The sequence below is a fragment of the Coleofasciculus sp. C1-SOL-03 genome, assembly GCF_040220555.1.
Taxonomy (GTDB): Bacteria; Cyanobacteriota; Cyanobacteriia; order Cyanobacteriales; family Coleofasciculaceae; genus Coleofasciculus.
The window spans coordinates 1-20,416 of sequence record NZ_JAVJUO010000150.1 but is presented as its reverse complement, the minus strand read 5'-3'; the positions used below and the strand labels follow the sequence as shown (position 1 = coordinate 20,416).

Below are 20,416 nucleotides of genomic sequence, written 5' to 3'. Positions count from 1 at the left end.
GGGTGTCGGGTGTCGGGTGTCGGGTGTCGGGTGTCGGGTGTCGGGTGTCGGGTGTCGGGTGTCGGGTGTCGGGTGTCGGGTGTAGGGTGTAGGGTGTCGGGTGTAGGGAAAAATTGACGCTTCGACTCCGCTCGGTGTTGACACTTGTATAAGCGACTATGTATTCCGCTGGGTGGTGTTTCGGTATCCTTACTGATCTTTGGTAGCCTAGATGATAGTGTTGTATAGCAAAAGGCAGAGGGCTCCAGGGCAGAAGGCTCCAAGGGAAAAGATTGACTGGTCAAGGTTTGGCACATTTTGCTGTGTCCTAATCGCCTTGGCGACTGCTATAGCTCCCCAGGCGCTGGAAGGGTGGCTATGTTGGTTCAATCCGCAATCAGTCGGTGAGCAACTTCTGGACTTTTGGAACTCGATGTGTCCGCCGTCGCCCATTCAGTCATCGCTGGGATTGGGTTAAGTTTAAACTATGTGACGCATAATAGAGGGCTACAAAATTGTTAAATAGGTTTCCGTTGGACTGATAGGTAAGGGCTTCAGCGTTTGATTTTGTATGTCTAATTCTAAACCCAAAGATTCTAAAGGTATCACGCCTAAAAGCGGATCGCCACCGCCGGGTAATTCCAAACACTCGAAGGTTCCTTCTCGCCCAAACATTGATAGTTTGGCATCTTGGAAAATTCGGGCTTTGCCAATCCCCATTGCTGTGGCTACGTCTACTTCTTTGAGGATTTTTAGTCCCAATTTAGCGATCGTATCTGGTGGTAAACACAAGGTTGTGGCTCCTGTATCTACCAATACATTTTCCAGTGTGATTGACCGAATTTGCTCTTCTGGCATCACCCCAGCTTCTACCAAAATTTGGTCAGCTCGATTCACGATTGTTAGCGTGGTGAAAACTTTTCCCATGGGATTGCTACTTTGAATTGGCATGGTTTATTTCTCCTTTCAATTCGGAGTTTTTGTTCAGTTATACCTATTGCCTGTACAGGGTATGTACCAGTTTCTTCATCAGGTATATAGACGAATAGGGGCGATTTCTGCCCAGAGTTGGGCATCCTGTTCTAAGTAGTCGGACAAAAGAAAACGGCACTGTATCAAGTGCAAGTAAATCACCCTCAAACCCTTACTGTTCCCTGTTCCCCGTTCCCTGTTCCCTCACTCCTAGACTAGAACGTAAATGTCGTTCGCAATACACCAACTAAAGCTGTATCATTATTCCCATCACTTTCTGGATTAAACAGAACAAATGCTCCCGGCGTAATACTGACGTTATCACTCACCTTAAAATTGTAAAACGCCTCCAAATGGTACGGCGTTTCTCGGTCAACACCCGGTTCCGTTAAATCAGCTTCGCCATCTGCTTCTACCCGATGCAACGGTTGTCCAAAAATTAGACCTGCCGTATTTCCTTCTTTAAATAAGTCTTGGAAATGTAACCCCGCCATCCAAGTCGTGAAATCAGACGATGCATCCGCACCCGCTACCGCATCGACAAAGAAATAAGCACCGTAACCCGTCAGCGAAATTTTCGGAGAAATACGCCAGGTTGCAGTCGCACCTAAGGAATTAACGTGAACGGGTGTATTCAAAATACCGCCAACGATGGGATTACCATCAGCATCAACGGTGCGGTTAGGAATATTCAGCGGATTGGAGGAAAATCGAGTTAATCCTAGACCCATAATATTCAGGTCATGATAACTATAAGCATAGTTCAAACCAATATCAAACTGAGAACTGGGTTTAACCGTAAGCTGCGCCGATGCAACAGTACTCCCCCCAAAGAACCCTGAACCCAAGATATTAGTCGCCCCTTGTTCCGGAATCGCCGCATTGACGCTACCGTATAACGCCCGCAGATCAATTGCATCGGAAATCCCCCAAATAAACCCGACAGCCGAGGCTAAACCGGTTTGGGAGGTTCCCCCAGATACCCGTACAACAGGGTTCAATGTGGCAAATCGGGAAATCGCCCCCTGTGCTTCACTGGAAAAAGGAATAATCGCGGGAAATGCATCCGAAGCTTCTGCGGCGGTTCCCGCAAATAGAGTTAAGTTGTTGACTCCGGATGGGAAAATGTAGAGGAGTTTATAGAGTTCAACGTCATTAGAACCCGCACTATCGTTCAAGTCTTGGGGGTTAAATTCGGGAAACTGGGGTTCAAAACTGAGTTTCGTCGATCCTTCACTTAAAAAAGCGTCTCGTCCGGGAAATAACGCCCCTTGAACGCTACCCGCCCCGGTGATATCACCACCAAAATTATAGGCTTGTAACCCCGTAATCAGTAAATCTTGACCCGTAAAACTGGTATTCAGGTTCAAGCGCACTCGGTCAGCCAGAATAATATTCGCATCTTCATCCTCGCTAGTTGCACCAACGAGTGAGAAAATAACTTCACCATTTAATTTAGTGGTTGTAGAAAACTGGTTATCTTCTAAAAAGGCGACTCGTCCTTCTAAATTATCAACTCTTGCGCCCAGGGTAGCGAGTTCAGCTTCAAATTCCTCAATCAGTCGCCGTAATCTGACTAATTCACTCTCATCAACTCCTGTCCCCACAATTAACCGTTCAATTTGTTGCAAACAAGCATTTAATCCAGCCGCAAACTCGTAGCGAGTCAGGGCGCGGTTCCCCCGAAATGTGCCATCAGGATAACCTGCAATGCAACCATACCGTTCTACTAAACTTCTCAGGGCTTCATACGCCCAGTCTCCCGGAGACACATCGGAGAGTTGAGAGACTGATGTCACTTGTCCCATCGGGGATGACTCAGAATCGAGGCGTTCTAACATCTCTGAGACAGAGGTGATTGGGGAGTTATTAGCCTCTGACTCTTGTGCTATTTGTAGATGAGTCGGTTGATCCGTTGTCCCCGTCTGATTCAGAGGTGTCGTGGATAGAGGCGTAGGATCGCTAAGTCCAACGTGGAGAGTATTAATGGGATGAGTAGCTTCCTCTAGAATCGTAGATTCTAACTCAGTTGTCTGGGCAATAGCAGGATTGGCATCCCAAGGAATAGCACCAGCAATTAGGCACAATAGACCTATTTTCCCCCAAAATCTTAGGTGATGTTGATTCACGATTAGTTCCTCACACAAAATGTCTGATCCTTCTTGGTTTGCCTGAACCAAACCCTGTAAAGTCTTACTATGTCTAGTATAAAAGAGCAAAGGTTGATCACAGCTTCATTTGGTGATTAATTTTGCCGTTGTGTTGAACTAGCACTGTATAGAACGACAAGGCTATCGATGAGGACAAAGGAACTGTTGTAGAGACGTTCCGGCGGAACGTCTCTACTAAATGATGTGTCCTAACCGCTATGGCGGTTGCTATAAAAGTAAAGATAAAATATTACATAGCAGAAAGCTGCCTGGGATAAACCAGGCAACTTCCGACAGGCAATCTTATTGATCCCTGAGTGAAAAGCTAATCTAGGCGGGAGCCACTTGCACAATCAGCGATCGCTTATCAAAAGACTGGACTTTCCCCGCTTCGCCAAGATCATCAATTACACGTTCTAGCAGTTCCCGGGCGCGATCGCGATGCTGATGTTCTCGTCCTCTCAGACGCACCTGAAACTTGACTAAATTACCTTTATCCAACCACTTAAGCGCTCTTTTGATGCGTAAGCCGTAATCGGAGTCACCCACATTGGGACGTAACTTGACTTCCTTGAGCGTTGGTTTAGAACTTTGGCGTTGACGCTTTTTCTGCTGGTACTGGTGTTTTCCGTAGTCTAAAACCTTTGCCACGGGAGCGTCTTTACGTTGAGAGACGACGACTAAATCCAGACCTGCATTCTTAGCGACTTGCAGTGCCTCACGGGTATCTGTCAAGCCACGATTGTTGTTTTCATGGTCAATCAACAAAACCTGAGGTGATTTGATTTTATGGTTAATCAGTTGTTTCTGTTTCTTAGCGATAAGACTTTCCTCCTAAGTTCAACATCCCACTAGCTGACCTTGATCAGGCTAACCCAATGCTGATCACCTCACATCCCGCTAAGGTTTGAGAAATGTTGTCGGCGATTAGACATTAGCAGGTAGTAGGAACGTTTTCTACACCGTAACACTAATATGGGATGAATGCCACGCTTAATTAAGCACCCATCTCACCAACCGCCTTGGGTTAAAGCTAGGAGGGAACGATCTGAACAACCAATGCTCGTCGATCAAAAGACTGAACTTTGCCAACTTCACCCAGATCAGCCACCACGCGCTCCAGCAATTCAGTGGCGCGATCGCGATGTTGATGTTCCCGACCCCGCAGACGCACCTGAAACTTTACGGAATCGCCTTTGCTTAACCATTCAACAGCTCGATTGATGCGTAAGCTGTAATCAGACTCGCCCACATTCGGACGCAGTTTAACTTCCTTGAGCGTTGGTTTAGAGCTTTGGCGTTGGCGTTTCTTTTGTTGGTACTGATGTTTCCCATAGTCCAAAATTTTTGCCACGGGAGCATCTTTACGCTCAGAGACTACCACCAAGTCCAGACCTACATCTTTCGCCAGTTGGAGAGCATCACGAGTATCAGTCAAACCGCGATTGTTATTCTCATGATCAATCAACAGAACCTGAGGAGACTTGATTTGACGGTTGATTCGTTGCTTGTCTTTGTTAGCTATAATACATTCCTCCTAGAACTTGATATCTTACAGGCTAACTCTTCTTTAGGATAGCGCAAGCCTGACTAATTGAAACCTCTCTCGGTTACGCTTGATGCCAACTGGGACATTCCCCTGCGTCTTTATCTTCCTTCCCCAGTTACTGCCTCAACAACAGCCGAATAGCGATGAGCTTGTTTTCGGCGCAAATGCCCTCTTTCCTGAAATTAGGGACAATCACGTCTTCGCCATATTTACTTAATCGCCAATTAAATATATACTCAATTAACATAACAAGCAACTCACGAAATCAAAAGGTTCAGAGTGCTCATGATATGGAAATCTCTCAGCAAAATTGTCCTCGGCATCCTGATTGGCATGATGGTCTTGAGTGGGTATCCTCTAGCGGCTAATGCCCAAACTGACCCGGCTGAATTAGCCAAAGCCGTCCAGGAAGTTGAGTACCTAGACGCAATGCGGTCTGGTTTAGCCTCTACCCTGGAAGGTCAAACCGAGGAACCCACCCTCCAGACGATGCAACAAGTCTGCAAGCCGGTGGGGATGAAAGCCAAAAAACTTAGTCAAGACAATGGCTGGCTAGTGAAACAAATCGCGACTAAATACCGTAACCCTGCCCATGCTCCAGATAATCTTCAGTCTAAAATGGCACTCGCTCAGTTGGAAAAGAATCCTCAGTTAATCGGCTTTTGGCAACGGGAAACGCTCAATGGCGTTTCAGGGACACGCTACTATCGGCGGATTAATGTAGAAGCCAGTTGTCTTGCTTGCCATGGTGCGAAAGATTCCCGTCCTGAATTTGTCCAACAAAACTATCCTCAAGACCGCGCCTTTGACTTTAATGTTGGTGACTTACGAGGAATGTATGCCGTATTTCTACCTGATGTTCAGCAAGGATTACAAGAGGCGCTAACTCCTTAAGCTGTTAAGTTTGTCATTTGTCATTTGTCATTTGTCTAACCCTATTTATCCTTTGAATCAATCAAAAATGGCACAATCAAAACTTAAAAACTCAAACTCCACAATCGTTATCTGGTGTGGGATGCGACGATGGCTATCGAGGCTACTGTTACTGGGTGCATTTGTCCTGCTGATGGTTATCGGTTGGGGAAGCCTCACCCCTTTCTCAGCCATTGCTTCAATCCGCCAAATCGAAGAAGCCCCCGGACAAATGCTGTATCAATCCCGCCATACCTTGCAAGATGAAACGGGTCAATCTTGGCAAGTTGTATTATTCAAACGGGTGAAAGCAGGTAAACCTAAAGACATTAGCCTACGTTTGGTTGGTTTTCCTGGGATGGCAGAATTTGCTCACCCCCAGCCTTTAAAGATTACGACGAATACGGGTAAAGTCTTAAAGGTTGAGGATTTGTTCGCCGACCAATCCCCAGGGGCGAATGTGGGTGAGTATAATATCAAGGACGTGTTGTCTGAGTTGCCGACAGCTACAGGAATTACACTGTCTCTACCGATGAAAGGCGATCGCACAACCGCCCTCAGTGTTCCCGCTGTTGTCATCTTGGAATGGCAAACTGTGGCGACGGAGTAGCCGCAGGAAAAAAACGGAGTCACAATAGAGAAAACTTCTCATCAAAACCGATGGGAGGAATCCTCGTTGAATACGGGAGGAAAAATTATGACCCCTCAATCAACCGCCACATTTACCTCCGTTTATGGTCCAGTGACATCTTGGCGCTACGGGCGATCGCTGGGTATTGATCCCATTGGAGTCCAATCAACTTGTTCATTTAACTGCGTCTATTGTCAGTTAGGGGAAATTCAAGTTCGCACCAGCCAACGTCACGTTTTTGTCCCTACCGAAAAAATTATCCAAGAGTTACACGCCTTTGCGCCTTGGGATGTTGATGTAGTTACCCTCAGTGGTAATGGTGAACCGACTCTAGCCCTAAACTTGGCGGAGATTATTTCTCAGGTTAAGGAAATTACAAAAAAACCTGTCTTGGTCTTGACAAATGGTACGCTCTTAGGTGATCCAGACGTGCAGGCGGCGTTATCCTTGGCGGATAAAGTCTCAGTTAAACTTGATGCGGTGAATTCTGATCAACTACGGCGTGTTAATCGTCCGGTTATGGAACTCGATTGGCAGAACATCTGGACAGGTATTCAGGCGTTTCGTCAGGGATATTCAGGACATATAGGACTACAAACAATGCTGTTAACCCCACCGAATCAGTCCAGTCAAGACACTTACATCGAATTAGTGCGATCGCTACATCCCGATGAAATTCAACTCAACACCCCCACTCGCCCTAAACCCTTAACCCATCAACTGGATGGACGGGGTAATCATACTCCTACCGAATCACGTCCCTATCCTGTACAACAATTAAAACAAGTGAGTGGCAATGTCTTACAAGCCTTTGCCGCTAAAATACAGGATGCAACCAATATCCCCGTTCGATGCGCTCCGCGTTGAAAAAGTTTTGAGTGTGTAGGGGCGGGTTTAGGGACTTCCGTCTCGCTGTTAATGATAACGTTTTGTTCAAAACCCGCCCCGACTGAGTTAAAGCGTTGTGGAAATCTTTAACAAAGGACAAATGACCAATGACAAATGATAAAGAACCAATAACCAATGACATTCCTCCTGGATATCTAAATATCATGGGATACGTTGACGAGTCAGAAGTGAATGGTCCTGGCTGTCGCGCTGTGGTTTGGGTGCAAGGATGTAACCGAGAATGTGCAAGCTGTTTCAATCCAGCCTCTTGGTCTTTTGAAATTAATCAGTTAATTGCTGTTGATGAATTAGCCGATAAAATTTTGTCCAATCCCCATAATCAAGGCGTCACCTTTTCTGGGGGAGAACCCTTTTGGCAAGCACCAGCCCTAGCGCAGTTAGCCAAGAAACTCAAAGCGGCGGGGTTAAATGTTATGTCCTTTAGTGGATTTACGTTCGGGGAACTGCAATCAGCCGATGCTCCTCCAGGCGCACAAGTGTTATTAGGACAACTGGATATTTTAGTCGATGGTCCCTTTGTTGAATCCTTAGCCATTAATTCTCCCGATTCACCCGTCTCATCTCGAAATCAGCGTGTTCGGGTATTCAATCCGGCATTAAAAGACCAAATTACCTGGGCGTCTGATCAAATGGAGATTCATATCCTCAAAGATGGTAGCCGCATTGTTACAGGTTTTCGAGGTCAAATGAATTTGAGTGAAGGATAGATAAGTAGGGTCTACGGAGATTAAGGATTTTGAAACCCGCGTCGGCGGGTTTTGTTTGTGTAGCTGCGGTTTTAACCGCCAAGCTTAAGTAATTTTCCCCATTTTTTTATATTGTTATGTAACAATATATTAATAATACAGCCTGTAAAAATAATTCAAGATTTCAAGTTTGTTGAATTATAAATAATATCTCGAATAGATAAAAATTTTATTCCTTTAAGGCTTTGAGTATGCCCTGCCATTGAAGCCGTAAAGGTTAAGGAAACGTATAGATTAAGTTAATTTACCTAGGATTTTTTAAAGCCATCTTGCCTCAGGACTAATCTGAACTTTAGAAAACTGAGTCTTTTGTAAAGCTTTGTCTAAACCTCACCTGAAATAGTCACTTCATCGGCGAGTCCTCTAGACAAATATACGGAAGTAAGTTAGCCTGTATTACAGGTTGTCTAACGTGTAAGACGATACCAAAAAACTCAACTCTGACTGCTCAGGAGTCAAATGTTGCTCAACCAATCAACTGCACCGTTTAATTCTCCCTGAAAAGAGTTGAATCAAGTAGGGACTTCTACCACTCGCGATTGACTAATTTTGAATCTCTAAGGCTTTGGATGACTGAATGCACCAACGGCTTCATTGCATAACGCTGAAGGACTCCAAGCTTAATTGTAGGGATACAGGGTGTTTATGAATCAGACCAGCATCTACAATTCCAGGTCTGATATCACTCAGAACGCTGTAGTGATTGCCCCCTGTTTACTGTCCTAATAGAGAAATTTCAAAATCTTATGAGAGTTGGCAAAGGTAGTCTTTTGCAGACAAAAAACTTTGTCTAACTAAGGTTTCAGGGTGATGTTCCCTTCAAAAGCGGCTGAAGTCTAACGCGGGTATAAAACACCGACACTATTAGACATTCCCGACTTTTGTTAATCCCTTAGTCATAGCAGGAAACCGATGACGGCTAGACAAATTCCCTCTGTAATCTCAACTCCAACGCTCTCTTCCCTAGAGCAAGTTCGGTCTCTTAGAACCTTACAGCGATTTCAGTTTAGCGGTGAACTGGTGTTGAATGATCTAAAGGGACACCAATGGATCTTTTTTTTGCACTTAGGCGGTATCCTTTATGTCACAGGAGGAGTGCATCCGGTGAGACGGTGGCAACGTAATTTAGCCATTCACTGCCCTCAAGTTTTGACTCATCCTGACACAATTCGGCGCGATCTAGCCAGTATCAATGTTAAAAAGTGCTGGGACTATCAGCTATTGTGTCTCTGGGTGAAGCAGCGACGAATCACTCCCGCACAAGCCGCCAATATGATTCGGGCGATGCTGACTGAGGTTGTGTTCGATATCGCGCAAGCGAAGCAAATTACCCATCAAATCCAGCATAATTATTCGTTACCGACGAAACTGGTTTTGATTGAAATTAATCAGGCGATCGCACAGGTACAATCTCTGTGGCAGACTTGGCAAAATGCCCAGTTTGGGGAGTATTCTCCCAATCAAGCTCCTGTGATTAAACAACCGGAACAGTTACGAAACAACCGTTCCGCCGAGGTTTACCAAACGTTAACTAACGTACTTGATGGACAACATACATTACGTGACTTAGCGGTAAAACAGCGTCGGCGTGTTGTGGACATTGTTCAAGCGTTAATGCCTTATCTGAAATCAGGTTGGGTCGAACTAACTACCATTCCCGATTTACCAGCACCCACTTCTCCTATTGCTAGGGATAGAGATGGTGGTGCTGATCAGCAGGAAAGCAGAGAAAAATGTAGAGACGAGCCACAGCACGTCTCGCCACGGCGGGTTTTGCCAAGGCGCGTAGAACCAGGGAAAGAGAGGGTTAAAGCTTATCCCACGGGTATTACGCCCAACTCTGGGAAAGCCAACGTACCGAAAACACCGCTCAAAAGGGCAAACGCTACCTCAACCCAATCCCTGGTTGCTTGTGTCGATGACAGTCGTTGGGTGATTCACACCATGGAAAAAGTAATCGGGGCGGCGGGTTACCGATTTGTTGGTGTAGAAAATGCCCTGCGAGCTATTCCAACGCTTTTGGTTCGCAAACCCGATTTAATCTTTTTAGATCTGGTGATGCCAAATGTCAACGGATATGAGCTTTGCACTCAATTACGCAAACTGTCCTGTTTCCAAAACACGCCGATTGTCTTTTTAACCGGAAAAGACGGGGCAGCGGATCGACTGCACGCCAAGTATGTGGGAGCCTCAGATTTCTTGAGCAAACCTTTAAATTCGAGGAATTTGCTCATGGTACTCCAAAAACATATCAAACAGGGTGTTTGTTAATTGTTCATCGTTCATTGTTCATCGGGTTTAAGTAGCAATACTAGCCAGGAATATGAACCGGACAATTACTATCATTGACCACTTTCTTTTGTATTCATGAGGTAAATATCATGGGAACGGCTTTAGTTGTTGAAGATTCATTAACTGATATCCAAATTCTTTCGAGTTGCTTACAACAAGGGGGTATCAATGTTTTGGTTGCTCATAGTGGTGAAGAGGCGCTGACAAAAATTACCACCGAGAAACCAGATGTGATTATTTTAGACATTGTGCTACCGGGGCGCAGTGGGTTTGAAGTCTGCCGGGAGTTGAAAACGGCGGCTGAAACCAGCAATATTCCTGTGGTTATTTGTTCCACAAAAGGAGGCGAAATGGATAAATTCTGGGGCATGAAACAGGGCGCCGATGCTTACCTAGCTAAACCGGTCGATCAAAATGAACTTGTTCGTACTGTTAAACAGCTCATTCGCACCTAATTAGAACGGTTCGTAGTCAGCACTTTAGTGCTAATAAAGTCAAGGACAAGGCACTCAAGTGCCTACTACAAACAAAACGGTTCGTAGTTAGCACTTTAGTGCTAATAAAGTCAAGGACAAGGCACTCAAGTGTCTACTACAAACAAAACGGTTCGTAGTCAGCACTTTAGTGCGAATAAGTCGAGAATAAGGCACTAAAGTGCCTACTACAAACAAAACGGTTCCTTACCATGTCTGACACTTTATCAACCCAAAACCGCTTCTCATCGTCCATGGAGATCCAGCCGCGATCGCCTGCGTCTGTAGCGAGTGATACGGAACAGTTTTTGCGGTTTCATCTGCTACCCGATACAACGGCTTTGTTGTCCGTTAGACAGTTGACGGAGGTGTTAAATATTCCCATTGGTCAGATTGTACCCATCCCTCATACACCTGCTTGGGTGATGGGTGTGTATAACTGGCGGGGTGAGATTCTCTGGATGGTAGATATGGGACATCTGGTGGGACTCACGCCTTGGTATCAACAGATAACGGGTGCTTCTAACTACACGGCAATTGTGTTACATACTCGTTCCTTATCGCCCAACTCTACTCAGGTAAAAAGTCATATTCTTGGACTGGTGGTTAACCGTGTCGAAGATATGGAGTGGTGTAGCCCCGATGGGATTCAATCCCCACCTTCTGCTCCCGTCACGCCTGAACTTGCTCCTTTTTTACGGGGATATTGGGTGAAATCAAGTGGTGAGATGTTAGCTGTTCTCGATGGCACCGCGATTACCGAAGCCATGCCGAAAACTCAGTAGATGTTGTCATTCGTCCTTTGTCATTTAAGCCAGATTTGCGTCTATCACCAATTAATGCCAAGACCCCTTCACCAGCAGCTAATTGACGATAGCTGATCAATATCGCCCAAAATTTCGCTTAATTTCATAACCCTATCCGGTATTGCTGAACCCAACGCAAGACTTTCTTTTGGCTTGCGGATGAGTTGAGTAGTATCTCTCGCACCCTATTGATGTTCAACGACGAGGTTTCTATCATGACTCAAACATCACCCAATACAAACTCCACAAATAATAACGGTGCTATTTCCAAGCTGACCTCCAATGACGATGGTTCAGCACTTAAGGATTATCCCCTTGCTGATAACAGCCTCTCAACTCAAACCCCAAAGGCTTTCCAACAACTAGATTTTGATCGGGAAGGATACAAGGCAAAGACTCAAACCATTCCCAAACCCCAGTCATCAACCTCTTGGTGGCAACGGCTAAATCTACGAAATAAAGCCACAGCATTGGCAATCATTATTGGTACACTGCCCGTACTGGTAACCGGAATCACCGCCTACTACTTTGCTGACCGAGCGGTTATTCGAGAAATTTCCAACGCTAAAACCGCCCTTGCTGAAGGTATTGAAGATAAGGTGATTCGCTTCATGCGGGAACGGTACGGGGATATTCAGATTCTGGCGAGTCTGCAAGTTCTCACTGATCCGGAGCTGGTTGAATCAACAACCCTGGCTCAAAAACAAGCCACTCTCGACAACTACGTCGAGTTCTACAAAATCTATGACAGCATTGCTGTGTTTGATCTCCAAGGCAATGTAATTGTGCAATCGAAGGGAGATCCTCTACCGAATCACAGCGATCGCGAATACTTTCAAGCTGCCCTTAAACTGGATGGACCCTATATCAATAACCCCACGATCTCTGAATCCAGTGGCAAATTTGCGGTTCACACCGCTGCACCCGTGAAAGATGCCACGGGTAAAACCATTGGCGTCATCCGATCGCGTATGCCTGTAGTCGCTCTCGATGACCTGATTTCCAACTTCGGGTTTGGTGGTGACCAATACTATTTAGTTGACTTGTCTGAGGGCGGTGCTGAAATTTTCGTATCGAACCAGCCGGATATGCAGGGTAAGAGCGCCTCAGAGGTGTTCCCTGGTTTTGAGTCATTGAAAACCGCAGGCAAGTCCGGAAGTACAGTGACAACGGATACGGTTGAGAACACTCAAGAGTTGTTAGCCTACGCTCCCGAACAGCAACTGGAAGGGGTGCAAGACCTACCCTGGACGGCGATGGTTGCCACGCCCACCAAGATTGCGTTTGAACCGCAGCGCCAGTTACTTCTCGCCCTAGCCAGTGGTACAGCACTCACCGCTTTACTCGTATCCGCGATCGCTGCTGCCATTGCTAACCGTGCCACCCGCCCGATTGTGAGTGCAGCCGACGCGGTGACCAAAATTGGTCAGGGAGACTTGAATACCCGTCTAGACGTGGCTGGGGAAGACGAAATGGCTGTCTTGGGTGAAAACATCAACGACATGGCTAAACAGATTGGTAGCCTGGTGCAGGAACAAACCTTGGCAGCAGAAAAGGCAAACTTGTTGGCAGAAATTACCAGTGTTCGTTCCTTTGACGCCCAAGCCATCCAAGATATTTTCGACATTGCGGTGATCAATGCTCGCAAAATCTATAAAGCGGATCGGGTGATTGTCTATCGGCTAAACACCGATGGTAGTGGTGAGGTTGCGGCTGAATCGGTGACGGCGGGTCAGTTTCATGCGTTCAATAGCAATCTTAAACATCCCCCCCTATCGCCAAAACAGCTTGCTACTCATAGTGATGACGGGATTATGGCAATTACCAATGTTGCCACCGCCGGGTTAGCGCCTGAACAGGTGAAGTTTATGGAAAATCTGGAGGTTAAGTCTACCCTAGATGTTTTACTCATGTCTCAAGGTCAACCCTTTGCCTTACTCAGTGTTCACCACTGCCAGAACTCCCACGAATGGCAACCTGGGGAAATCGATTTCCTCCAACGTTTAGCTGACCAGATGCGACTGTCCCTTGACCGACTCACTCTACTTGACCAAACCCGAAACCTGGCGGAAGAACAGCGGCTACTGAAAGAAGGGTTGCAACAGCGAGCCTTAGAACTACTTAAGGAGGTAGACCCGATTAGTAAAGGTGACCTAACCATTCGCGCCCGCGTCACCGAAGATGAAATCGGTACAGTGGCAGACTCTTATAATGCCACGGTTGCTAACCTGCGGAAAATTGTTACCCAGGTGCAAGCAGCCGCAGGTCAAGTGGCGGATACCACGAGTAGCAATGAAGTGGCGGTACAATCCCTCGCCGAAGAAGCGCTACACCAAGCCGAAGAAATTTCCGTCGCCCTTGACCGCGCCCAGGAAATGGCTCAGTCGGTGCGAATGGTTGCCGCCAACGCCGAACAAGCGTTAACGGCGGTGCAAGAAGCGGGTGAAATGGTACAAGAGGGAGACCAGGCGATGAACCGTACTGTAGACGGGATTCTCGCCATCCGCGAAACGGTAGCAGAAACGGCGAAAAAAGTCAAACACCTGGGTGAATCCTCGCAAAAGATTTCCGCTGTGGTTAACCTGATTAGCACCTTCGCCGCCCAAACCAACTTGCTAGCGCTCAACGCCTCCATCGAGGCAGCCCGCGCCGGGGAAGAAGGACGAGGGTTCGCGGTGGTTGCCGACGAAGTGCGATCGCTGGCACAACAGTCTGCCGATGCGACGAGCGAAATTGAAAAGCTGGTGGCGGCAATTCAAGCGGAAACCAACGAGGTGGTAACCGCCATGGAATCCGGGACAGAACAGGTGGTTATGGGTACAAAACTCGTGGATGAAACCCGTGCTTCTCTGAACAAAATTACCTCTGTATCCGCCAAGATTAGTGACCTGGTTGAAGCGATTACCGAAGCCACATTAATTCAGACACGAGCCTCTGAATCGGTGACGGAAACGATGACAAAAGTGGCAAACATTGCCGCTCAAACATCCACGGGAGCTACTGATGTATCGTACTCATTTGAACAACTCCGACAAGTGGCACAAGCGTTACAAACAGAAGTGGGTCAGTTTAAGTTGAATTAGTTATTAGGTTCGTAGTAGGCACTTTAGTGCTATAAGCGCTAAAGCGCTTACTACAAACTAGGGGCAAGTTCAAGAATTAAGAACCAATCACAAAGGAACAATGAACAAGGACTAATGAGAAATGGCAATTAATCCCGATATTCGTGACCAAGCCTATCAGTTTTTTATTGCCGAAGCACCGGAACTTTTACAGACCCTAGAAACCGGGTTATTAAACCTGAGAGATGAGCGCAGCACTGCCAAAGTTCACGAATTAATGCGAGCGGCTCACTCCTTAAAAGGTGGTGCAGCCAGTGTGGATTTAGAGGCAATTGCTACCCTAGCTCACCGCTTGGAAAATATCTTTAAGGCACTGTATAGTGATACCGTTGATATTGACATTGAGCTAGAAAATAAACTGCTGCAAGCGTATGACTGTCTGAGTGTGCCGCTGAAATCGCAAATTACCCTCGGTTCCTTTGACGCGGAGGCGGCGTTAGCCACGGGAACTCCCATTTTTGACCAAATTGAGGCACGCTTGGGAGATGCCCTCACCGAGGCGGATAGTTATATGCCGAGTTCCGCCGAGTTGGGGATCAATATGGCGGTGTCGATTTTTGAAGTCGATGTCGCTGAGGGCTTAGAGCGTCTAGCTGATGTGGTAGCGAATCCTCAGGCTTATGAAGTGGCGGGAGAATTACGCGCCCAAATTGAAGTATTTGCCGGATTTGCTGAATTCTTAAACTTGCCCGGATTTGGCGCGATCGCCCAAACCGCACAACAGGCGCTGGAGGCTAACCCAGACAAGGCGGTAGAGATTACTCAATTAGCTCTAGCTGATTTTGAACTCAGCCGTCAAGCAGTTCTCTCTGGTGAACAGACAACCGGGGGAAATCCGTCTGAGGCTTTAATATCCCTGGCTGAGTCTTCCACCCCAGCAACGGTTAACCCTTCGACTTCGCTCAGGGTTAACCCTGAGTTGGAAGTGGGTGATTGGCAATGGGGATTGCCATTAACCGACGTTTCGATGGATGGGGAAGAGTCAGTCGGACAACCGATTGAAGCCTTTACCCAGGAAGATGCGATCGCGGCGTCACCGGAAACGCTTCCCTTAGTCGCTGAACTATTTGCTCAAGAGACTGAACCCTATAACCTGCCAGCCACAGCAGAATCACCCTCATCCATTCCCTCGTTAGATGATATTTTTGGCACGTCTGAAGTTGAGGAGAGTATCGAAACAGAAGCCGTTAACCCGGAGATTGAGGAACGCCTGGAATTCGTCACCGATATCGAAGCGGATATTGTACCCCAAACCTCGGCTTTAGTTCCAGCCGAACCGATTAACCTTGACGTTGCGATTCAATCAATTGAACACGTTTTTGATCAACTTCCCGCCCTAGAAGAAGCGTCCCAATTAACCCTGTTTCAAGGGAATTCCTTAGCGTCGAATCAATCGGATCAGCCTAATCTCACCGCGTCTTCAACCGATCAGCTAACCAGCAACAATCCCGTTGCTTCCACTCCTCCCCGTTCACAAGCACCCACGCCAACTCTATCCGTGCGGGTGGATTTAGATCGACTGGAACGGATGAATAACTTGGTGGGAGAATTAGCAATTAACCGCAATGGGTTATCCCTCCAGAATCAGCAATTACAGGGATCAGTACGCGCCTTGCTGGATCGATTTGGGCGATTTGGGCAGATTGTGAATAAATTGCAAAATTTATCCGATAAGATGCTGGTTGCGCCAGAACGGTACAGCTATGGGACAATGGCGGGTGCGGAGGCTCGTCAAATTCCTCCAGGCGGTAATGGGCGATCGCTAGGACTGCAAACCTCAGATCGCTCCCCAGATGGAACCCTAAAAACATTAGCGGATTTTGACTCCTTGGAAATGGATAGCTATGGCGCTCTCTATTCCCAAATCCAAGGAATTTTAGAGGAGATGGTGCAGTTAGAAGAAGCGGTTGATGATATCGCTTTGTTTGCCAAGAAATCCGATCAAACCACGGAACAGCAGCGTCAAATGCTCAACCACTTGCGGGATGAGTTGATGTGGGCGCGAATGTTACCAATTGGGGAGGTGTTGAATCGGTTTCCCCGGGTATTACGAGAACTGTCTAACACCTATCACAAACGGGTGAATTTGAAATTAACCGGAACAGGGGTTTTGGTTGATAAAGCGGTGTTAGAAAAGCTCTATGATCCGTTGCTGCATTTACTCCGAAATGCCTTTGACCATGGAATAGAATCTCCTGCAATCCGGCGTCAACGGGGGAAACCGGAATCGGGACAAATGGAGATTCGGGCGTATCACAAGGGAAGTCAAACGATTATTGAAGTGCGGGATGATGGTCAAGGATTAAATGCAGAACGAATTGGGCGTCGGGCGGTTGAGGTGGGATTAGTCTCCCGTGACCAATTGGCGACAATCTCAGAGGCGCGTTTGTGGGGATTTATCTTTGAGCCAGGATTTTCCACCGCCCAACAAGTCAGCGAGTTATCGGGACGAGGGGTGGGGTTAGATGTGGTGCGGACTCAGTTGCGATCGCTTAAAGGTAAAATTTCTGTAACCTCGACACCGGGAGGCGGGACAACGTTTACGTTGCGTCTCCCCTTAACCCTCACCATCGCCAAATTATTGGTCTGTTTCATTGGGACAACCGTGTTGGCGTTACCCTCGGACAGTATCGAAGAAATTATTATTCCCAAAGCCAACCAAGTGAAAAAATCCGGGGCGCAACGGTTTCTCCATTGGCGGGGAGAATTGGTACCGACGTATCGATTAGGAGAACTGTTGGACTATCAGCGCCCCTTACCCGAAAGCTTGTCCAGTCAAGCCTTAGGTTCCGTGTCTGCACCAGAGACATGGCAATTACCCCTGTTGGTACTGCGTCAGGATCAGCAGATATTTGCTCTGGAAGTGGAGCGTCTGGTGACAGAACAAGAATTGGTGATTAAACCTTTTGGCGCGGCGATTTCTCCTCCTAGTTATACCTACGGTTGCACGATTTTGGGGGATGGGAGTGTGATTCCGGTGATTGATGGGATTGCACTGTTGGAATTTGCCCACGGATCAACGACGCCAACGGCGACACCTCTCCCGAAAGCCGCTTCTGAGGAAACGGCGATGGGTTCTGAGGATACCCCGACTCCCAGCCGCACGGTGCAGGTACCAACTATTTTAATTGTCGATGATGCGGTGGCGTTGCGACAAACCCTGGCGTTAACCCTGGAACGGGCGGGTTTTCGGGTATTACAAGCGCGGGATGGGCGAGAGGCGATCGAGCAGTTGCAGCAAAGTGCCTCAGTGCAGTTAGTGGTTTGTGATATTGAGATGCCGAATATGAATGGGTTTGAGTTTCTCAGTCAACGGCGTCAAGATCCACAATTGTCCAGGGTTCCTGTGGCTATGTTAACCTCTCGTAGCAGTCAAAAACATCGTTGGTTAGCGATGCAGTTAGGGGCGAGTGGGTATTTCACCAAGCCTTATTTGGAACAAGAGTTTGTGGGGTCGTTGAAGGATATTATCCAGGAAAATAGTCTGGTTCGTCATTAGTCATTTGTCATTGGGTGGAAATAATTCGTAGGGGCGCACCGACGTGCGCCCTCCTCCCCACTGATGTGCATTTCACCCTCATCCCCTAACCCCTTCTCCCATCAAGGGAGAAGGGGAAATATCCCAAAAAACTTAGTAAGCTATAGCGTTTTCTTACTCATTGATTGAACCCAATTTTTGTCATTGAAAAAATAGTTGTGATTATGAATAGTAACGCAATGAACACTCAATCGCCCGAAAATCAACCCCTAGTCTCTGAAAAAACAACACAATTATTAAAATTAATTCTGTTTACCCTAGGGGACTTACATCTCGCCTTACCGATTGAATCCGTCTACAAAATCTTGAATCGCTCTCCGGTGTATGGAAGTGGCATGAATCAGGTAGGAGTCACCCATTCTGGCGAAGAAGAAATTACTGTTATTGATTTATATCAACGCTTTTTCAAGGAAAGCTTACCCGACACTGCTAATAGAGGCTATCTGGTTACGATGCAAAATAAAATAGGTGAGCTCTATGGCATTCCCGTAACTGATGCGCCGATTTTAATGGATGTGCCATTATCAGCAATTCGGCTTTTACCGGAATCTTATCGGCGTTCGGATACGGTGAATATTGCCCGTCATGTGGCGGTGATTCCGCAAGAGTCGGGAACCAAAACTATCTTTTTATTGGATGTTGATTTGCTGTTGCCAAGTTGAGTCAAAGAATAGGATGTATTGGGTGGCGTTTATTCCATCTATATCCAATTCCTCGATAGAATAAATACGTCTATTGTCGGGGCGGGTTTAGGGATTAAATTGGGCGAGTTACCAATAGCTGACCAACAAAACCCGCCCTTTATTTAATTTGAATGGTTTCTGCTGTCGGGGCGGGTTTAGGGATTAAATTGGGCGAGTTACCAATAACTGACCAACAAAACCCGCCCTTTATTTAATTTGAAGGTTCCCTTACTACAAACTACGAACCTACGATTGATATGATTTCCAACACACCTTAGTCAGGGCGCACGTCAGTGCGCCCCTACAAATCCGCCGATTACGAAGAACAAAGGATCGTTCTAAGTTTTTTGGGAATCTCCTCAAAATGCTCTAACAAAAAATCCACAATTGCCAAATGGCGCAAATCAGCAGGTTTAGGAGGGCGATGTCCTTGACCTAGGTTAAACCAACACTGTACGGTTCCCAGAGAGCGATCGCAAATATGAGAAATTTGTTCATAGGTGACATCCCACTTAGCATAAAAGTCCCTGGGTGTCATCCCTAATTCACAGTAACAATAAAGGTCAATGATGTATTGTTCACGTTGAGTAATCGGGCGAGGCTGGTGTGGATGTTGGGTATTGTAGCGTCCCCGGGGACTACGCAGAGATGGAGGCGCGATCGCACGGCGAGACTGGCTGGGATAACGGTATGAATTGCCATTCTCTTCTGTTGGTTCAACGGGATCGGGCATTTTTTCCAAGTCCTCTTCCCAAGCCATATCCGTTGTGATCCAAGCCGCACTCGGCGAATCAGGGGCGAGTTGAATCAGGTAGCATACCGTCCACTGATCACCATCGTGATTATATTCATAGAAGCGTCCCAGAATCACGCCCCAGTCAGGATTTGGGGTTTTCCATTGCACGCGATCGCCTTCTGTATAGCGAGGGGTAGGAAAAGTGTTGAAGCTTGTGTAGGGGCGGGTTTCACAACTATCGTTTCTGGTTTCCCCAGATGTGACTAAACTCGCCCCAACCGAGTGTGGAGTCATCTCCTCCATCTCCTTACCATGACGCAGGCTATTTAATGCGCCAGCGATCAGTTTACCGTTGAGGTTTTGAGTCAACTGCTGAATAAACAGCGTGGCGAGGATTTTGACTTCAGCATCGGTTAGATGCATTTGGGATGCATCGAAGTCAACGTCGCTGTAGTGCTTGAGATGGGAGAGGAGTTGGGTAACGCCAACATCCTCTAACCCTTGCTGGGCTGTGGTTTCGGCGGTGTAGCAGGTATCGAATTGAGGCGGTAGATAGTTCATCGTATCTTCATTGCTTTATGTGCTTGTGATAATAGTATAACAAAAAGTACAAAAAAATACCCCTTTCTCTCAAAAAAAAGAGCAAGGGAAAACCATTTGACTCAAAAACGTAGGGTGGGTTCGTAGTAATGGCTTTAGCCTATCTTTTTTAACTGAGGCGAACAACCATTCAATGAAATATCCAACCTAACCCACCGATGTTCAGGTGGGAATTTTTTTAAAGTTTGTAGTTTGTCGTAAGGGATGCGAGCCGACTTTGCTTAAATTACAGACCCCTTGAACAAATTGAGTTCAAAAGCGCCATTGAATAAAGGGCGGGTTTTGTTGTTCAGTTATTGTTAAGCCACCCAAGTGAGT

At 46.8% G+C, this 20,416-nt stretch carries 15 protein-coding genes; 10 read left to right on the top strand and 5 right to left on the bottom strand.

Annotated features, from left to right (window positions below; genetic code table 11):
• Positions 1-486 precede the first annotated feature (486 nt).
• The 4 genes from RIE73_RS24390 to infC (RIE73_RS24375) all read right to left on the bottom strand — a co-directional run bounded on the left by RIE73_RS24390 (position 487) and on the right by infC (RIE73_RS24375) (position 4,626).
• Complete coding sequence (locus tag RIE73_RS24390) at positions 487-930, bottom strand: retroviral-like aspartic protease family protein (protein WP_446403644.1); 444 nt, start codon at positions 928-930, stop codon at positions 487-489.
• Positions 931-1,166: 236 nt separating this feature from the next.
• A complete protein-coding gene (locus RIE73_RS24385) occupies positions 1,167-3,080 on the bottom strand; it encodes an iron uptake porin (RefSeq protein WP_446403643.1) in 1,914 nt (637 codons plus the stop codon).
• Positions 3,081-3,431: 351 nt separating this feature from the next.
• Positions 3,432-3,902, bottom strand: a complete 471-nt coding sequence (infC, locus tag RIE73_RS24380; protein ID WP_446403646.1) for a translation initiation factor IF-3 — start codon at positions 3,900-3,902, stop codon at positions 3,432-3,434.
• A 232-nt stretch (positions 3,903-4,134) separates the two neighbouring features.
• A complete protein-coding gene (gene infC / locus RIE73_RS24375) occupies positions 4,135-4,626 on the bottom strand; it encodes a translation initiation factor IF-3 (protein WP_446403645.1) in 492 nt (163 codons plus the stop codon).
• A gap of 309 nt (positions 4,627-4,935) precedes the next feature.
• Between infC (RIE73_RS24375) and RIE73_RS24370 the strand changes: the two genes are divergently transcribed.
• The 10 genes from RIE73_RS24370 to RIE73_RS24325 all read left to right on the top strand — a co-directional run bounded on the left by RIE73_RS24370 (position 4,936) and on the right by RIE73_RS24325 (position 18,741).
• A complete protein-coding gene (locus RIE73_RS24370) occupies positions 4,936-5,544 on the top strand; it encodes a Tll0287-like domain-containing protein (protein WP_446399163.1) in 609 nt (202 codons plus the stop codon).
• Positions 5,545-5,611: 67 nt separating this feature from the next.
• Complete coding sequence (locus tag RIE73_RS24365) at positions 5,612-6,172, top strand: DUF3122 domain-containing protein (protein ID WP_446403642.1); 561 nt, start codon at positions 5,612-5,614, stop codon at positions 6,170-6,172.
• 87 nt (positions 6,173-6,259) lie between these two features.
• On the top strand, positions 6,260-7,060 hold the full coding sequence (locus RIE73_RS24360; RefSeq protein WP_446403641.1) for a radical SAM protein: 801 nt from the start codon (positions 6,260-6,262) through the stop codon (positions 7,058-7,060).
• Positions 7,061-7,188: 128 nt separating this feature from the next.
• Positions 7,189-7,809, top strand: coding sequence for a 4Fe-4S single cluster domain-containing protein (locus RIE73_RS24355; RefSeq protein ID WP_446403640.1), 621 nt, complete (start codon positions 7,189-7,191; stop codon positions 7,807-7,809).
• Positions 7,810-8,760: 951 nt separating this feature from the next.
• Positions 8,761-10,119, top strand: a complete 1,359-nt coding sequence (locus tag RIE73_RS24350) for a response regulator (protein WP_446403639.1) — start codon at positions 8,761-8,763, stop codon at positions 10,117-10,119.
• A 110-nt stretch (positions 10,120-10,229) separates the two neighbouring features.
• Complete coding sequence (locus RIE73_RS24345; protein ID WP_446403638.1) at positions 10,230-10,595, top strand: response regulator transcription factor; 366 nt, start codon at positions 10,230-10,232, stop codon at positions 10,593-10,595.
• Positions 10,596-10,825: 230 nt separating this feature from the next.
• Positions 10,826-11,398 (top strand): chemotaxis protein CheW, encoded by a 573-nt coding sequence (locus tag RIE73_RS24340; RefSeq protein WP_446403637.1) that lies wholly within the window; start codon positions 10,826-10,828, stop codon positions 11,396-11,398.
• A gap of 236 nt (positions 11,399-11,634) precedes the next feature.
• Entirely contained in the window at positions 11,635-14,502 is a 2,868-nt protein-coding gene (locus RIE73_RS24335; RefSeq protein WP_446403636.1) for a methyl-accepting chemotaxis protein, read from the top strand.
• Between the two features lie 121 nt (positions 14,503-14,623).
• The gene (locus RIE73_RS24330) at positions 14,624-18,040 is read left to right on the top strand and encodes a response regulator (RefSeq protein WP_446403635.1); all 3,417 of its coding nucleotides are present in this window, start codon (positions 14,624-14,626) and stop codon (positions 18,038-18,040) included.
• A gap of 218 nt (positions 18,041-18,258) precedes the next feature.
• Positions 18,259-18,741 (top strand): chemotaxis protein CheW, encoded by a 483-nt coding sequence (locus RIE73_RS24325; RefSeq protein ID WP_446403634.1) that lies wholly within the window; start codon positions 18,259-18,261, stop codon positions 18,739-18,741.
• A 337-nt stretch (positions 18,742-19,078) separates the two neighbouring features.
• Here RIE73_RS24325 and RIE73_RS24320 read toward each other — a convergent pair whose 3' ends face one another.
• Positions 19,079-20,059: a hypothetical protein gene (locus RIE73_RS24320; RefSeq protein WP_446403633.1), complete on the bottom strand. Its 981-nt coding sequence runs from the start codon at positions 20,057-20,059 to the stop codon at positions 19,079-19,081.
• Positions 20,060-20,416: the final 357 nt, after the last annotated feature.

What these genes read in the sequence shown, in the direction of transcription:
- RIE73_RS24390 (WP_446403644.1), bottom strand. Translation starts at nt 930, where the DNA reads ATGCCAATTCAAAGTAGCAATCCCATGGGAAAAGTTTTCACCACGCTA.
- RIE73_RS24370 (WP_446399163.1), top strand. Translation starts at nt 4,936, where the DNA reads ATGATATGGAAATCTCTCAGCAAAATTGTCCTCGGCATCCTGATTGGC.
- RIE73_RS24365 (WP_446403642.1), top strand. Translation starts at nt 5,612, where the DNA reads ATGGCACAATCAAAACTTAAAAACTCAAACTCCACAATCGTTATCTGG.
- RIE73_RS24360 (WP_446403641.1), top strand. Translation starts at nt 6,260, where the DNA reads ATGACCCCTCAATCAACCGCCACATTTACCTCCGTTTATGGTCCAGTG.
- RIE73_RS24355 (WP_446403640.1), top strand. Translation starts at nt 7,189, where the DNA reads ATGACAAATGATAAAGAACCAATAACCAATGACATTCCTCCTGGATAT.
- RIE73_RS24350 (WP_446403639.1), top strand. Translation starts at nt 8,761, where the DNA reads ATGACGGCTAGACAAATTCCCTCTGTAATCTCAACTCCAACGCTCTCT.
- RIE73_RS24345 (WP_446403638.1), top strand. Translation starts at nt 10,230, where the DNA reads ATGGGAACGGCTTTAGTTGTTGAAGATTCATTAACTGATATCCAAATT.
- RIE73_RS24340 (WP_446403637.1), top strand. Translation starts at nt 10,826, where the DNA reads ATGTCTGACACTTTATCAACCCAAAACCGCTTCTCATCGTCCATGGAG.
- RIE73_RS24335 (WP_446403636.1), top strand. Translation starts at nt 11,635, where the DNA reads ATGACTCAAACATCACCCAATACAAACTCCACAAATAATAACGGTGCT.
- RIE73_RS24330 (WP_446403635.1), top strand. Translation starts at nt 14,624, where the DNA reads ATGGCAATTAATCCCGATATTCGTGACCAAGCCTATCAGTTTTTTATT.
- RIE73_RS24325 (WP_446403634.1), top strand. Translation starts at nt 18,259, where the DNA reads ATGAACACTCAATCGCCCGAAAATCAACCCCTAGTCTCTGAAAAAACA.
- RIE73_RS24320 (WP_446403633.1), bottom strand. Translation starts at nt 20,059, where the DNA reads ATGAACTATCTACCGCCTCAATTCGATACCTGCTACACCGCCGAAACC.